General features: G+C 69.3%; 12 protein-coding genes and 3 pseudogenes. 11 read left to right on the forward strand and 4 right to left on the reverse strand.

Annotation, left to right across the window (positions count from 1 at the left end):
• The first annotated feature begins 115 nt into the window (after window positions 1-115).
• The 9 genes and pseudogenes from QQM39_RS13180 to QQM39_RS13220 all read left to right on the forward strand — a co-directional run bounded on the left by QQM39_RS13180 (window position 116) and on the right by QQM39_RS13220 (window position 6,265).
• A complete protein-coding gene (locus tag QQM39_RS13180) occupies window positions 116-631 on the forward strand; it encodes a GNAT family N-acetyltransferase (RefSeq protein WP_302003573.1) in 516 nt (171 codons plus the stop codon).
• 373 nt (window positions 632-1,004) lie between these two features.
• Window positions 1,005-1,208 (forward strand): annotated as a pseudogene (locus tag QQM39_RS13185) (ArsR family transcriptional regulator); the annotation flags it as partial.
• A 160-nt stretch (window positions 1,209-1,368) separates the two neighbouring features.
• The gene (locus QQM39_RS13190; RefSeq protein ID WP_301996893.1) at window positions 1,369-1,671 is read left to right on the forward strand and encodes a hypothetical protein; all 303 of its coding nucleotides are present in this window, start codon (window positions 1,369-1,371) and stop codon (window positions 1,669-1,671) included.
• 68 nt (window positions 1,672-1,739) lie between these two features.
• Window positions 1,740-2,057, forward strand: coding sequence for a helix-turn-helix transcriptional regulator (locus tag QQM39_RS13195; protein ID WP_301996894.1), 318 nt, complete (start codon window positions 1,740-1,742; stop codon window positions 2,055-2,057).
• A 96-nt stretch (window positions 2,058-2,153) separates the two neighbouring features.
• Complete coding sequence (locus QQM39_RS13200; protein WP_301996895.1) at window positions 2,154-2,981, forward strand: class I SAM-dependent methyltransferase; 828 nt, start codon at window positions 2,154-2,156, stop codon at window positions 2,979-2,981.
• Between the two features lie 273 nt (window positions 2,982-3,254).
• The gene (locus tag QQM39_RS13205; RefSeq protein WP_301996896.1) at window positions 3,255-4,778 is read left to right on the forward strand and encodes a hypothetical protein; all 1,524 of its coding nucleotides are present in this window, start codon (window positions 3,255-3,257) and stop codon (window positions 4,776-4,778) included.
• 158 nt (window positions 4,779-4,936) lie between these two features.
• A complete protein-coding gene (locus QQM39_RS13210; protein ID WP_301996897.1) occupies window positions 4,937-5,200 on the forward strand; it encodes a CopG family transcriptional regulator in 264 nt (87 codons plus the stop codon).
• Window positions 5,197-5,610 (forward strand): PIN domain-containing protein, encoded by a 414-nt coding sequence (locus QQM39_RS13215; protein WP_301996898.1) that lies wholly within the window; start codon window positions 5,197-5,199, stop codon window positions 5,608-5,610. Before QQM39_RS13210 ends, QQM39_RS13215 begins: the two co-directional genes overlap by 4 nt.
• A 241-nt stretch (window positions 5,611-5,851) precedes the next feature.
• Window positions 5,852-6,265 carry a hypothetical protein gene (locus QQM39_RS13220; RefSeq protein ID WP_301996899.1) on the forward strand — a complete coding sequence of 138 codons (414 nt, stop codon included), beginning with the start codon at window positions 5,852-5,854 and terminating at the stop codon, window positions 6,263-6,265.
• Between the two features lie 591 nt (window positions 6,266-6,856).
• Here QQM39_RS13220 and QQM39_RS13225 read toward each other — a convergent pair.
• Both QQM39_RS13225 and QQM39_RS13230 read right to left on the reverse strand, forming a co-directional pair.
• Window positions 6,857-7,198: pseudogene (locus QQM39_RS13225) on the reverse strand (site-specific integrase); the annotation flags it as partial.
• A 312-nt stretch (window positions 7,199-7,510) separates the two neighbouring features.
• Window positions 7,511-9,187: an SWIM zinc finger domain-containing protein gene (locus tag QQM39_RS13230; RefSeq protein ID WP_301996900.1), complete on the reverse strand. Its 1,677-nt coding sequence runs from the start codon at window positions 9,185-9,187 to the stop codon at window positions 7,511-7,513.
• Between the two features lie 351 nt (window positions 9,188-9,538).
• Here QQM39_RS13230 and QQM39_RS46160 point away from each other — a divergent pair, with 351 nt between their 5' ends.
• On the forward strand, window positions 9,539-9,721 hold the full coding sequence (locus QQM39_RS46160; RefSeq protein WP_367668920.1) for a hypothetical protein: 183 nt from the start codon (window positions 9,539-9,541) through the stop codon (window positions 9,719-9,721).
• A gap of 22 nt (window positions 9,722-9,743) precedes the next feature.
• The gene (locus tag QQM39_RS46165) at window positions 9,744-10,520 is read left to right on the forward strand and encodes an ATP-binding protein (protein ID WP_367668921.1); all 777 of its coding nucleotides are present in this window, start codon (window positions 9,744-9,746) and stop codon (window positions 10,518-10,520) included.
• Between the two features lie 777 nt (window positions 10,521-11,297).
• Here the strand turns inward: QQM39_RS46165 and QQM39_RS13240 are convergent.
• Window positions 11,298-11,662, reverse strand: a pseudogene (locus tag QQM39_RS13240) (6-pyruvoyl tetrahydropterin synthase family protein).
• Between the two features lie 60 nt (window positions 11,663-11,722).
• Entirely contained in the window at window positions 11,723-14,446 is a 2,724-nt protein-coding gene (locus QQM39_RS13245; protein ID WP_301996901.1) for an AAA family ATPase, read from the reverse strand.
• Between the last annotated feature and the right edge of the window lie 249 nt (window positions 14,447-14,695).

Raw genomic sequence — 14,695 nt, forward strand, 5'->3', positions numbered from 1 at the left:
GACGGCACACACCCAACAGACGCGCATGCCAGCCACGCACATGCCAGACAGGAGAAACCCCGTGAGCGAGACCGCACACCGCGGATATACCGTGCGCCCCGCGACACCGGCCGACATGGACGACGCGCGCCGCGTCATGCTCGACACCCTCTACAAGGAGTTCGGATACGGGTACGTGCCCCAATGGCACCGGGACGTGATGGACCTCAAGGGCACGTACCTCGACAACCACCGGCACCTGCTCCTCGTAGCGGTCCATGAGGGCGAGGTGGTCGCCACGACCGGAGTGCGCTCTGCGGGCCCTGCCCACCCACCGCACCCGCGCTGGCTGGCCGAGCACTACCCGTCGGGGACCACCGCCCAGCTGGTCCGCGTGTACGTACGGCCCGAACACCGGCGCCAGGGGCTCGCCCGCACCCTGGTCGACACGGCCTGCTCCTTCATCGCGAACACACCGGGCTACGAGCGGATCTACCTCCACACCAACGTCAACGTCGAGGGTGCGGAAGCCTTCTGGCGCAGCTTGTCCAAGGAGGTGTTCGACGCCCGCACCACAGGCGAGCACGGACCAGGCGTCGCCACGGTGCACTTCGAGATTCCCATGCCGTACCACTTCACGCCGGGCGACTGACCGGCATCCTCGCCTCATGCCTGCGCCCACCACGGCCGTCGTCCGCACGTCGACCGGCTGGGCTGGCGCAGGGTCGCGACGACGACCCCGCCGCCGCCCCTGCGGGCCTCCTGCCCCAGCTCAACGCGGGCCTGCAGAGCTGGGACTCGGACGTTCAGGTGTCAGCTCCTCCCCCATGCGGGTAAAGAGGGCATATGCGTGGGGGGGCGGATCTGAGTCAGACAAACCATGTTGGCAGCGGGCATAGTCATCGCGGTGGTGTTTTTCTGGTGGGTAGCGCTCGACCCCCCGACCTGGCTGATCGCCGGAGACACTGTGAGGGCGATCTCCGATGCGAAGGACCGGGCGGCGGCACTGAACACTGTTCGGCGTCACCGAACTCACCACCGACGTGGGGATTGAGCAGCCCGCGGCCTCCCACCAGCTCCGGCTGCTGCGCACCCTGGGCCTGGCCATCGGGCGGCGCGACGGCCGCCGCATCGTCTACCGCCTCTACGACAACCACGTGGCCCAGCTCCTCGACCAGGCAGTCCACCACATCGAACACCTGCGACTCGGCATGCAGGACCCCGGTTGACGGTCGAAATGACAGTCGGACCGGCCCACGGGAGCCAACTGCGCCCGCAGCGGCCTGACTTCGAGCAACACATGCGCGAATTGCCATATGTTAATGTGACCACGCACGGCCTGCGGAGCACCAGCCGCAGGCGACCAGAGAGCACCGCTAGGAGCACCACATGGCCACGGCCACCGAGCACCGCACGCACGACGACCACACGCACACCCACGGCGAGGGCTGCGGCCACGTCGCCGTCCCGCACGGCGACCACACCGACTACGCGCACGACGGCCACCTCCACAAGGCCCACGAAGGTCACGTCGACGAGTGCGCGCCCACCGGCCACACCGCCCACGAGAGCCACGACCACCAGCACGGCGAGGGCTGCGGGCATGTGGCCGTGCCGCACGAGGACCACGTGGACTACGTGCACGACGGCCACCGTCACGCCGCACACGACGGCCACTGGGACGACCACTGACCCGGATCCGCGTCCGGCGACACAAACCCGGACCGGAAATCATTGTCACTTGCTAATGTATGCATGTGATGGTGACACCTCCCTCCCCGACAGCCCCGGCGGACGAACCTCTACGCGCCCTGGAAGCCGCCAGTGACCTGCTGAAGGCACTGGCCTCCCCGGTCCGCCTCGGTATCGTGCGCGAGCTGTCCGAGGGCGGAAAGTACGTCCACGAACTGGTCGCCACCCTCGAGGTGAGCCAGCCGCTGGTCTCGCAGCACCTGCGGGTCCTGCGCAACTCCCGCATCGTGACGACCCGCCGCCAGGCCCGCGAGATCCGGTACCACCTCACCGACGAACACATCGCCCACATCGTGCTGGACGCCATCCGGCACGCACAGGAGTAGTCCGGCGCCGCCGCGGCAGGACGGCGCCGGACCCCTAATAATGAATCCCATTTTCATATAGCGTCGTCGCACCCGCAGAGGACTGTGGAGGCAGTCATGACCGAGCGCGACGTACGCCTGGGCACGATCCAGGAAACCCTGCTCATCCCGCTGTACGGCCGGGCGGTGGAAAACCGCAAGAAGGAAGCGGTCCTGCGCGACCCCATCGCCGAGGAACTCGTCGCAGCGATCGACTACGACTTCGCCCGCTTCGACGACCTCCCGATGCTGCTCGGCACGGTCCTGCGCACCAGCCTGTTCGACCGCTGGGTGGCCGACTTCCTCGCCGAGCATCCCACCGGAACCGTGGTGGAGATCGGCACCGGCCTCAACACCCGCTACGAACGCACCGACAACGGCCAGGCCCGCTGGTTCGACCTCGACCTGCCCGACGTGATCGAGCTGCGCCGCACTTTCCTCACCGATATGCCACGCCGCACGATGATCGCCGCGTCGGTGACGGACGAGGCGTGGGCGGACACCGTCGCCGCGCACTCCGGCGGCCCATACCTTTTCGCCGCCGAAGCCGTCCTGCCCTACCTCCAGGAGACGGACGTGCGCGAGGTCATCGGCCTGCTCGCCGACCGCTTCCCCGGTTCACTGCTGGCCCTCGACACCTCCGGCCCCGGCCACTTCGACACCCAGGACCAGCACGACGCACTGGGCAAGGTCAGCGCCCGGATGCAGTGGGCCTGCGCCGATCCGGCACAGCTCACCGAGTGGCGCCCGGGGGTTGAAGTACTGGCCTCCCACACGTTCAGCAGCCTCCCCGCCCCGATGTACGACGGACTCCCGGCCCCTGTCCAGGACATGCTCAGCAGCCTCGCCGCCCAGCGGCTGCCCCGGGTCGAGGACTACCGGCTGAACCTCGTCCGGCTGCCCTGACACCACGCCTCCGCGCCAACACGCATCGTCACCGCGGACCAGCACCGCTGAACAGCAGATCCGGGACCACCGTCCAGCCATACCACCCCAGGGACAACTCCCCGCTTCGGCGCCTCACCATTCCGTTCCCGCGTGGCTGCGACGGCGAGTGCCGGCACCTCAGCGGACAGACCGTCGACGACGTAGATCACCCAGGCATCGGCATGGCCACGTGCAGGACCTACTCGGGAGAAATCTGTCGAACAAGATGGCCAGGACGAGGATCATGGCGAGATGGCTGCGTACCTGTACGACCGGCTGGTGACGGAGGCCGAGTACCGCCAGCGCATCCGGCGCCACCGTCCCAGCTCGCTGCTGCCGCTGATCGCCGCAGCCGCGGCCCGCTACGGCTCGCCCGAACGGCCTCAGTCCTGGCTGGAAAGCCCCTCTCTGAAGTACACGCCCTGGGCTCTGGCAGACGCGGCCCGCGTCTGCCTGGCCTACGGCACCGAGCACCAGCGCTCCGAAGCCTCCGAGCGCGATCTGTTGGAGATCCTCGCGGAGTACTCCAGCCTGAAGGAACCGACCCTGCACGGTACGGACGAGCCGCCCCCGGTCCGCCTCCGGGACTTCATGATGCGTCTGGGCGGCGAGCAGATGGCATGGCAGGCCCCGGAGTTCGTCAGTCTCGCCCGTACCGCGGCGCTCTACCTGCACACCCCGTTCCCCGCACGCCGACAGCCCCGCTGCATGGTCCCGGGCCGGGACACCGAGTTGTTCGGCTGCCCGCTGCCCGACTACGTCGGCACCGCGCAACTGCTCTGGGGATGCGCGCTGTTCAACGCCGGGCGTTTCGATCCCGCGATCTTCGACAGCCCGGACGGGGAGAAGTTCAACCGCGTGGTCAGCCGGGAGACGGTCCTGCGTGTCATCGAACGGCACTTCGCCACCGACGTGGCTTCCATCAAAGCAACCGAGAAGCAGACCGTGGAGAACCTGGCGAAGGCGGCCGGCAGCAAAGCAGCCCAGCTCCGTCGCTTCACGTACAACCCGCTGCTCGGCCGGCCGGCGGTCACCGGCTTCGGGCCCGGCCTGCTGTGCCCCTCACCCCAGCTGGTCTGGCGCAAGGCGACACCGGCCGGTATCTACCACACAGGGCTTGAGCACTTCGGCACCGCCTTCCTGGAGGAAACCGGCTATCTCTTCGAGGAGTACGTCGGCCGCCAGCTCCACCTGATACCGAATACCGACGTCGTCGGAGAGATCACGTACCGGGTCAAGCGCAACCAGCTGCACAGCGTCGACTGGATCGTCATCTTCGACGACCTGGTACTGCTCGCGGAGGTCAAGTCCATGATGCCGACCGAGAACGCCCGGCTCGGCCTGGAAGGCGGAGTAGCGGAGACCGACAACAAACTGGCCCGCGCCTACCGCCAGGTCAACGCCACCTCGGCCCAGATCGACCAGCCCAATCCGGCATTCGCCGGCATTCCGGCCGACCGTCCGCGTCAAGCTCTGATCGTCACCCTTGAGCCGTTCCCCATCGCCAACGCCAACCTGCCCCACGTGGACCTGCCCGCCGCCGATATCCCGACCGCGGTCGTCGGGGCCCAGGAGATCGAACGCCTGGTGACCTTGACGGACACCACGCCCAGCTCGCTGCTCCTGGAGCGTGCGGCCGACCCCCAACGCTCCACGTGGGCGCTCAACGAATGCCTCAATGGACACGAGAGCGACCGCAACCCGGTCCTCGATCAGGGATGGGCGGCCTATCCCTGGGCGACAGCCCGGCTGCCTCCCGCCTCGGACGCGCTGTAGCGCCTGGGACGCGGGTTCTCGCAGTGAGGCGCGACCCTGCTGCGGCTCCGGTTCATTGGTGGCTCGCGCCGGAAAGCGTCACAGGCAGACCGGCCCTCGCGGCCGGCTCGAGTCCCAGTGCGACGCTCACCGGGAGGATCAGGGGTAGGATGAGTAGCATGAGTGAGCCTACCGGCAAGTACTCGATCACCATGCCGCGCGACATCGCCGAAGCCGCCAAGGCCCGCAGCGGCCCCTCCGGCCTGTCCGCCTATGTCGCCGCCGCCGTCGCCCGCCAGATCGAGCGCGACAACCTCAACGAGCTCATCGCCGTCGCCGAAGCCGAACACGGGCCCGTCACGGACGAGGAGATCCAGACCCTGCGCGACCAGCTCCACCAGGCTCGCCGGGAGCAGACACAGGGCGGGGCCGACGCAGCGTGACCCGCTCCCCCGCCGTCCCCGGCGGCACGCTCGTCCTGGACAGTGAGGGGCTGGCAAAGGCAGTGCTGCGCGACCGCACCGTCACCGGATGGCTCGCCCTGGCCCGCGCCGACGACCTGCGCGTGATCACCTCCGCGGCCACCCTGGTCGAAGTGGTCCACCCTCGGATCAACCGCCCGGCCCTGGAGTGGACGCTGTCCCGCCTGGTCGTAGAACCGGTCACCGAGCCGATCGCGCGTCACGCCGCCGCGCTCCTTGCCGACGCCGGCCTGCACGGCCACAAGTACGCCATCGACGCCATGCTCAGCGCCACCGCCCTCGCCACCCCCGGCCCCGTCACGATCCTCACCTCGGACCCCGAGGACCTGACCGCGCTGTGCGGCAGACGGGTCACCGTGATCAAGGTCTGACTCGGCGCCCCCTCGGGGCAATCGTCCGGATCCGCCACCTGCCACACCATGACCAGGGAACGATGTCGATCGACTCGACAATGCGAAGGTGTGGCGATGGACGCTGGAGTGGCTGCCCTGCTGGGCGCAGCCGTGGGAGGACTCCTCGGAGCAGGCGGGACCATGGGAGCAGCCGCCCCTGGCGGGAAGGTCTCAGGGACGCAGTCAGCACACCCAATGGCGACGCCAGGGGCGACGCGACGTGTACAGCACGTTCCTTGAAGCCATCACTGCCCACCAAGAAGCGCTGGGACGCCTTTCGTCGACGACCTACGCGGCAGTCCGGGGAGATCACTCCCCGGAGGAACTCGATGCCGCTTGGCAGGAGGTATCCGCCCTCCTGCCGGCAGTGCGCACCACCGGCCCCATCGTCATGATCGAAGGACCGCGCGGCATCGCAGACCTGGCCGAGGCCATCGTGGAACGTGCGGCCACAGCCACACACAACGCCCGGTCGTATTCCTTGATCCACGCCAAGCGCGCCTACGACGACCCAGCGCTCGGTGAACGCTCGCGACGGGTGACGACGGCTGCCTCGGAACTCAAAGAGAAACTCTCAGCCTTCGCCGAGCAGGCGCGAAACGCCCTGGACGCTCCAAATGGCACCCGCTCATGAGATCCGCCTCGCGTCTTCCCACAGGGACAGCGTGAGCACCAACTGGCTCAGTCGCCCGGCAGTTGATTCGCCCACAGGTCGGGGCACGGCCAGGGCGAACGTCCGCCAGCGGGGCCGCACACACCTGCTGCCCGGGAGGCGGAGCTCCCGATCGGCGCGGCCAGCGCACACGTTCATCGTCAACGCAGTCACGGAGCTACGACGCGGACTCCGCGGCTGTTGGAGGGTATCGGGCGCTCAAACCACCGGACCGGAACGCGTGCAGGCCGGTCCCCGCGCGACCGCGCGCCATGGAGAAGGCTCCTCCACGCGTGACCCGCCCCGGGCCATCGCAGAACAGCGGCCCGCTCGTCAGATCACCGATCAACCGGCCCAGCAGCGATGCCGTCAGCTCACTCACCGGGACCCACTCCGGCGTGTCCGCTCTCATTGGCTCCCGCACTCGCACCTGCCGGCGCGGGAGGTCCACGTCCTCGATCTGCGCCCGCAGCCAGTCCGCCACGCGCGCCTCGCCGTCCCACAACCGCCATGCCCCATCTCCCCACTGCCGAGATCACCTGATCCAGTTCCCGCAACCAGATGCCGAACTCCTCACGCCACGTCCGGTTCGGGCGGCTGGTCGTAGGCGCTCAGGAGCCCTTCGATGCGCTGGTTGTTGATGGACTGCCGGTCGTACAGGCACTTGGCGTACCGGCTCAACAGGACCTCGACGCTGTTGCCGGCCCGCTGGGCGACCTCGGCAGGGTCCGCGCCCGCGCACAGCCAGGTGGACAGCGCCGAGTGCCGCAGGTCGTACGGGCGCTTCGCGAGCGGGGTGCGGGTGAGTGCGGGCGGCAGGGCAAGGTCGCGGGTCTCGTGCCACACCCGGTGGTAGGTGGTGTAGCTGATAACCCGGCCCTGTTCGGTGAAGAACAGCCGCCCGTCGTCTGCCGTGTTCCTTGTTGCGCTCCACAGAGCCGTGGTGCGTGTGAAGCCATTCGAGGACCTCGCGGATGGCTTCACCCTGCCTCATCGCCAGTTGCTCACCTTCGGGCCCATCCACAATGACGTACTCGATGACGACCTTGGGCGGTTCTCTCCGACTCACTCTTCATACCCTGCACCGTGGTCCTGCCCGCTCACGGGGTGGAAGAGTCGCGGCGCTCCGGGACTGTGTTTGACACCGACAGGATGGTCTACGACCACAGGGGTTTCGTCATACGGCGGTGGCCGATCTGGCGGGAGGGGTGCGAGACACCGTCCGGCTCACAGGCCATGTTCGTCCATCAGGCGCATCAGATTCCGCTTGCGTTTCTGGGCGGTGCGCAGGGCGGTGACGTACCGGGCGAACTCGTCCTCGGTACCCAGGCGGCGGTGGCAGTCGCGGATGCCGAGTAGTAGGCCGACGAGCTGCTCGTAGACGGTGTTGCCGGTCTCCTTGGTCAACGGCTCGGCCAGGCGCAGGTAGACGCTGAGCGCGTCGGCGGGACGGGTGGCCCGCGCCTGATCGGCAAGCGTGAGCCACTGCCGGTCATGGGCGCCGGTGGCGGTGGCGGCCTGCCAGGCGGCGTCGACGTCCTTGTCGTCGAGCAATGCGTCGACCAGGACGGGACCGCCGTACCAGCTCTGTTGCGGCCGCTCCGCGGCGGCGCGCAGCAGGGCGAGGGCTCCCTCACGCTCGGCCGGCCAGCTGTCCGCGGCCCGCGCGGCGGCGCGGAGTTGCTGGTAGGCGAGCAGAGAGCGGCGGGCACCGAAGTGGTCACGGCGCACGACGACAGCGTCGGCGATCCGGCCCGCCTGCGCATAGCGGTCGCAGAGATAGTCGACCAGGGCGGTGTCCACCGTGGAGAGGTCCCGGGCGTCCCGGATACCGCGTTCTGCCCAGTCCAGGGCATCGTCGGAACGCCGGGCGGCATCCAGCTCGCGGGCGATGACCAGATGCGTGTGGCCGTTCGGTGCGAGGTCGGCCGCGTGCACGGCGATCACCGCGTCGACGTTTCCTCCGGCCTTGGCCAGGCGTTCCATCAGGTGCTTCTCCGCCCAGCCGCGGCGGTTGCGCCGCCACGCCTCGGCGGCCAGCTTTCGCAGGACGGTCATGCCTTCTTCGCCGAGGACATCGTCGTAATCGAGCGGATCGAGGTCGGTCAGGCCGTCGTCGATGTCGCCGAGCGCATGGCCGACCAGCCAGCGCGCGAGCTCCTCGGGGTCGGGGCGTGCCGCGCGGCACGCGTCGAGGTGGGCGTCGGCGAGGCCTGCGCCGATCTGCCCGAGCCGGCCGTCGGAGTCGTCGACGCTCTCCACCGCCTCGGCCAGCAGCCGCATCGCCTCCCGCGCCAGGGTGATCGCGTCGGCGGCCCGGCCCGAGCCGGTCAGCGCGCCGATCGCGGACACCGCCTGCCCCGCTTGGTCGGCGTATGCGCGGGCATCGGCGTACTCGACGTAGCCGTACTGAGCGAAGGGGCCGATGTCGAGCAGATCGCGGAGACGGGACCGGACCGCGGCGAGGTCGCCGCGGGCGCTCGCGGCGCGCAGTTCCAGGTGTCGCCGCAACCGCCGGTCGTCGTCGATCTGTTCCCGCAGCAGGGCGAGCAACTCGTCCCTGGACAGGGCGGACAGCCACCCGTCGAGGTCCTGCGCGCGCTCCTGGGCCGCTTTCCGCTGGCGCGGCAGGCTCTCCCGCTGGGCAAGCACGGTCAGGCCGAGGGCGACCAGGTGCTTGCAGAAGTTGCCCTCCAGGCCGTACGGGCAGTCGCACTCGCCGGACAGTCCGCCGGGCCCGTCCAGGGTCAGCTCCACCTCGTACCGTTCCGTGCCGTGGACGCTTGCGGTGACCCAACCATCGCCGACGTCGACCCCGGACACCGCGTCGAGATACCCGCGGGCGCGTTCGAAGGAACGGGCACCGGCCAGCGTCTTGAGGTTCGCCTCAGTGAGGCCGCGCATGATTCTTTTCCGCCCCGCTGTGATGGTGCAGTCGATGATGCGCCAGCCTAGGGGGCCGAGGCCTGCAAACCGACGGCTTCGGTGGGTTTGCCCCTCAACTCGCCCAATGCCAGGGGTGGTCAGCCGGTGAGACTGCCGCTGCCGCTGCACCTCGCCGGACTCGTGCAGGCGGATGGCGGTGCAGTCCTGGGGCGGCGGCTCCGGGCCGGAGCCTGCCAGGAGCCGCGACACTCTCGGCGAGAAGAAATCCGCGTGTGACCCACCCGCAGAATTACGCTCACAGCCCCCACGCAGGTGAGGTCTGGCTCTACCGATTTCGTTCAGGTTGACCTGAACGGTTTTGGAGAGGGCATGCCCGGACAGCTCAGCAAGCCGGAGCGGCTGCTGGACCGTGATCACGAGTGGGCACTGCTGAGCGACTTCCTCGACGACCCAGCCACCGAGCTGCGGCTGGCCGCCGTCTCGGGGCGGCGGCGGAACGGGCAGTCGTTCCTGCTGGAGGCGCTCACTGAAGCGGTGGGGGGCTGTATCTGACCGCCGTCCAGGAGGAGGGAGGGTGCCCGCGCTGCACCGATTCACCGAGGCGATCGCCGCACACGCGGGAGTACGGCCCGGCGCGATGCGGCTGGACGACTGGCGGGACGTGCTCACCGCTGCGCTGGAGGTAGTGAACCGGGCCTCAGGGGCGCCACTGATCGTCATCGACGAGCTGCCGTATCTGATGCAGCACTCCCCGGAGATCCCCGGGTTCCTGCAACTGCTGTACGACCAGTCGCAGTCCGGCAAGGCACCCGGCGGCCGGATCGTACTGTGCGGCTCGGCGATGAGCGTGATGTCCGAGCTGCTGTCCGGCACCAAGCCACTGCGCGGCCGAGCCGTGCTGGACCTGCGCCTGCCGGCCTTCGACTACCGCACCGCCCGCACCCACTGGGGGATCGAGGATCCAGCGGTGGCACTGCAGGTCGACGCCGTGCTGGGCGGCGCCCCCGGCTACCGGCCGCTGGCCGCCGGGCCCGCGCCGCAGAGCGAGACGGAGCTCGGCCCCTGGGTGGAGCGCACCCTGCTGGACCCGGGGCGGGCCCCGTACTCGCGGGTGGAGGCGGAATCCTGCTGCGCGAGGACCCTCGGATCACCCACCGCACGCTGTACTACGACATCCTGTCCGCCGTCGCCCGGGGCGCCTCGACCCCAGCGAAGGTCGGCTCCATGCTGGAGCGCTCCCGCTCCGCCATGGTCGCCCCGCTGGAGGTGCTCGAATCCACCGGCTACCTCCGCAAGGAACAGGACCTGCTCAAGGCCCGGCACCCGGTCATCAGCGTCGCGGACCCGGTGATCCGCTTCAACCAGCTGATCACGCTGCCCATGGCGGACCTGGTGGAACGGCGGCGCGGGGCTCAGGTGTGGCAGTCGTCCCGGCCGACGTACCACTCGAAGATCCTCGGCCCGCACTTCGAGGAGACCGCGCGCGAATGGGCCCGCTCCTTCGCCATCGACGAGACGGGGCTGTCGCTCGGCGCGGTGGGCACGGCGGAGATCGCAGATCCGGCCGCACTGACCAAGCACGAGGTCGACCTGCTCGCCCTGGCCCCCGGTGAGCGCCCGCAAAGCCCTCGGGCGTCCATCATCCTGATCGGCGAGGCCAAGGCCACCGTCCAACCCTGCGGGCTGAAGGACCTGGAGCGCCTCGAACACATCCGCGCTCTCCTCGCCGACCAGGGACATCGGCCCGAGGACGCGATCCTTACCCTGTTCTCCCTGCACGGCTTCCATCCCGATGTCATCGACGCCGCCGGGCGCCGCCGTGATGTCCTCCTGGTCGACATCCGGGCGCTGTACGGCGACGGACCCATTCGCGGCCTGACATGACCTGATCCGGCCCGCCTCATGGGGAGGACATCGCGCTGCACACAACCTGGCCCCCGCCCGGGCCTGCCTGCCCACCCTCTCCCGGGCCCGACCCGCGGCAGCAGCAGTCGGACAGTTCGCGGCCGTAGGTCTCCGGTCGCTGCCGGTGTGCACACACACCACGTGTCTGCCGAGATTTACCGAACGGCGGGTTGGCAAAGCTGAGCGGGACGGCGCCCAGTCACTGCTTCCCGCGCGTCGACCTCTAGAGCCGGTAGACGGCCCAGGTCTTGGGCGTCTCCGAGACCTTCACGGCGCTGAGTTCAGGCAGGTCATCGCGCCAGGTGTCGTAGATCCACTTGGCGAGGTTCTCGGCCGTCGGGGGATACCCCCCCCCATCGCTTCATTGAGGTGCCGGTGGTCGAGCGTCGCGTCGACCCATTTCTTGAAGGCGTCCAGGTCCCGGTAGTCGCGGACGAAGCCGGGCGGGGCAAGGGCGTGGTCCTCCGCCGAGAGTTCGAGCACGACCACGTAGTTGTGGCCGTGCAGACGCGCGCACGGGTGCCAGGAGGGCAGCGTGTCGAGCACGTGGCTCGCGGAGAAGTGGAACTCCTTGCTTATGGTGAACATGCCGATCCCGTCTCCTCCGCTCCCCCGTTGGGACCCCTGCCGGTCTCGCACTGTAGTCGGTCAGCCTGCCCCGGCCTCTCCCTCGTCGACGCCGCTGTCGTGAAGCAGAGCCCGGTTCAGGGGCACGTCGGTCAGGAAACGCGTCCGCAGGACCGGGTCATCCATGCTGTCCGCCTTGCGCAATACCTCGGCACGGGCTCTGTCCAGCAAGTTGCGAGCCTCGTTCCTGCTGTCCTCGGCCCGCAGAGCCCGGGCCGCGTGATACAGGACCTCTTCCGTGCGCAGGGCAGGCATGTCGCCGTGCTCGGCGAGCAGGGCGAGCGCCTGGCGGCCGTCGCGGGCGGCCAGATCCATCTCGTCGTCCTGCAGATGGATCCGGCTGCGCAGCACATATCCGGCGATCTCGCTGCGCACCATGCCACTGTCACGGGTGTCGACGAGGGTGTCCTCACACAGCTGCCGAGCGAGCCTCGTGTCGTGGTCGGTCGCGAGGAGGACCTCCGCGTACAGGTTGCGCACGATCGGCACCAGGTTGACCAGCCAGGTGCGCTGGGTCTCCAGCCAGGCGTTCCGCGCGCGCTCGACCGCTTCGCCGTGGCGAGCGGGATCATGAGTGAGCAGCGTGGCGAGGAGGGCGTTGTTGTATGCGTGCCAGCCACTGTCGCCACCGCGCTCCTCCTCGAAGTCCAGGGCCTCACGCAGCACCGTGCCCGCTTCCTCCCACGAGCCGGTGGACAGGTGGAGCTGGGCGAGATAATTCAGCGCTATGGGCAGCTCGGCGCGGAGGGTCTCACCTCTCAGCCGCTCGGTGCAGCGCAGCAGTCTCTGCCGGGCTTCGCCGAGCCGGCCCGCGTCGAAGAGGTTGACCCCGATCTGCATCTCGTTGAGATTGCGGGCGTGCTGCAGCACGGGGTTCCCCGCCTCGCCGAGGCGCGGGTCTGAGGCGTACAGCCGCTCGGCGTCCAGCAGCACCTGCAGACCTGCGTGCAGATCGCGCTTGGGCAGCTGGCGTCCGTATTCGACCATCGCCACGAAGAGCGCCTGACGGCCTGCCTCGCCACACTCCCGGGCGCGTTCGACCGCCTCTTCGAGCTTGGCGAGGGAGGGTTGGACGCCGTGGACGGCCAGCAGTGTCTTGCCACGCAGCAGGGTGGTGCGGGCGATGAGCAGCTGGTCCCCGAGGCGGTGTGCCGCCTGCTCCGCCTCGGCGGCCAAGGCGTCGATTCCCATGCTCTCCTGCTCGCCCTCGCCTCCCTTCCAACGCACCTCAGTGATGCTGAGCAACAGCTCGATCGCCTCCACCAGACGGCGATCGCGCTCCGGACGGCCGGCGGGCATCAGCCGGGCGGACTCGATCGCCGTCCGGCAGTGCTGTTCGGCCTGGGCGAAGGAGAGATCCTCCACCGCCACGGAACGGGCCAGGCCGTAGTGGGCGGCGGCGGTCTGTGCGGCATACGCGGGCCCGGCCTGCAGGAAGTGATCGGCGATCAGCGCGCGCAACTCGAGCGGAGCGGCGCCCACGTCGACTCCCGGCAGGCGTGGGAGTGCTTCGGCGATGTCCGCATGCCGTTGCTGGCGGGCGCCTTCCGACTGTTCGCCGCGGATCCCCCTTTGCAGGACCCGGTGCTCGAAGTCGTACCAGTCGGTCCCCAGACCCGCTGCCCAGTCGGGGAACTCGTCCCGGTGCCGGCAGCGGATCAGGCCGTGTTCGCGCTCTATACGGTGCAGCAGGTCCTGGACCTGGATCCGTGGCGAGCCGGACACCTCGGCGAGTGTGTGTGAGAAGAAAAACTCGCCCATCGTGGCACCGGTGACAAGGAGTTCGCGCGCAGCCGGGTCCAGCTGCCGGAAACGGTCCAGCACGGCGGCGGGAAGGCTCCCTGGCAGCGGCACCCGGACGCCGTCTTCGGGTCGCCACAGCCTCAGGCACTGCTCGACGAAGATCGGATGGCCGCCCGTCGCCCCGGTCAACCGGACGGCGAAGTCCTCGGGAGCAGGGTGACTCCGAAGCCTGGCATCGACCAGTTTCCTGACAGCCCAGGCAGGCAGCGGCGGCAGCACGTGGCGGGACACGAGTTCCGCGTGATCCCGCTGCCAGGCGTCCAGCAGCTGCTCCACCGCCCTGCCGTTACCCTCGGCTGCGGCATACAGGCCGAGCCCGAGAACCAGACCGAGCGGTTCACCCTCGATCCTGGGCAGCAACAGGTGCAGGAACTCCAGGGTCGACACATCGCACAGCTGGATGTCGTCCACCATCAGAAGCAAGGGCCGACCCGCGCGCGCCTGCTGCAGCAGGACGTCGATCAGCTGCCGGGTCACGGTGCTTTCCACGGGCAGGAGACTGTCGCCCGGGATGGACCCGGTGGCTACGGTGGCCTCGGCGAACACCCGCCCGGCCGCGACCACCGCACCGAGCCCCGGCACCGCGGCGGACAGCAGGTCGGGGGCGGCCGCCAGCGCGCCGCGGGCCGCCGTGCGCCGGAAGCCGGCCAGCCGCCTGCGGCCCTGTGCGGGACGGTCCAGTGCGTGCAGAGCGTCCAGGACGGGTCCGTACGGCCGCCGCGAACCGATGCCGGGCGCGGCCCGCACGAGTACCACCCGGCAGGGCTGCTCCTGGGAATCGGGGGAGGTGCCCAGGCGGCGGGCGAACTCGCTCAACAGGGACGATTTACCCATCCCCGAGTCGCCCTCGACGAACAGCACACTCGAGCGCCCTTCCGCCAGAGCAGTCGCCGCGCTCTCGAGCCTGGCCAGGCTCTCCTCCCGGTCGACGAACACAGTCACCCCGCGCCCCCGTTCATCTCACCCGCCACCTGCGCCTCGACACCAACTGCCTGCACCCTACGGCCTCTTGTTCGGCGTGCCAGATGAGTGATCCACAACTGGCCGAAACCATACGCTCCAACGGACAGCCGCTGTCCCATATCTCCACATCGCCGCACCCCCAGTTCACAAGACGCGAGCCTGGCGCCGGCTCACCTGCGGTAGGGGCCGCACGGGCTCCAGCCGTGCGGGAAGGGCTCCAGGTCGCCG

Source organism: Streptomyces sp. DT2A-34, from assembly GCF_030499515.1.
Taxonomy (GTDB): Bacteria; Actinomycetota; Actinomycetes; order Streptomycetales; family Streptomycetaceae; genus Streptomyces.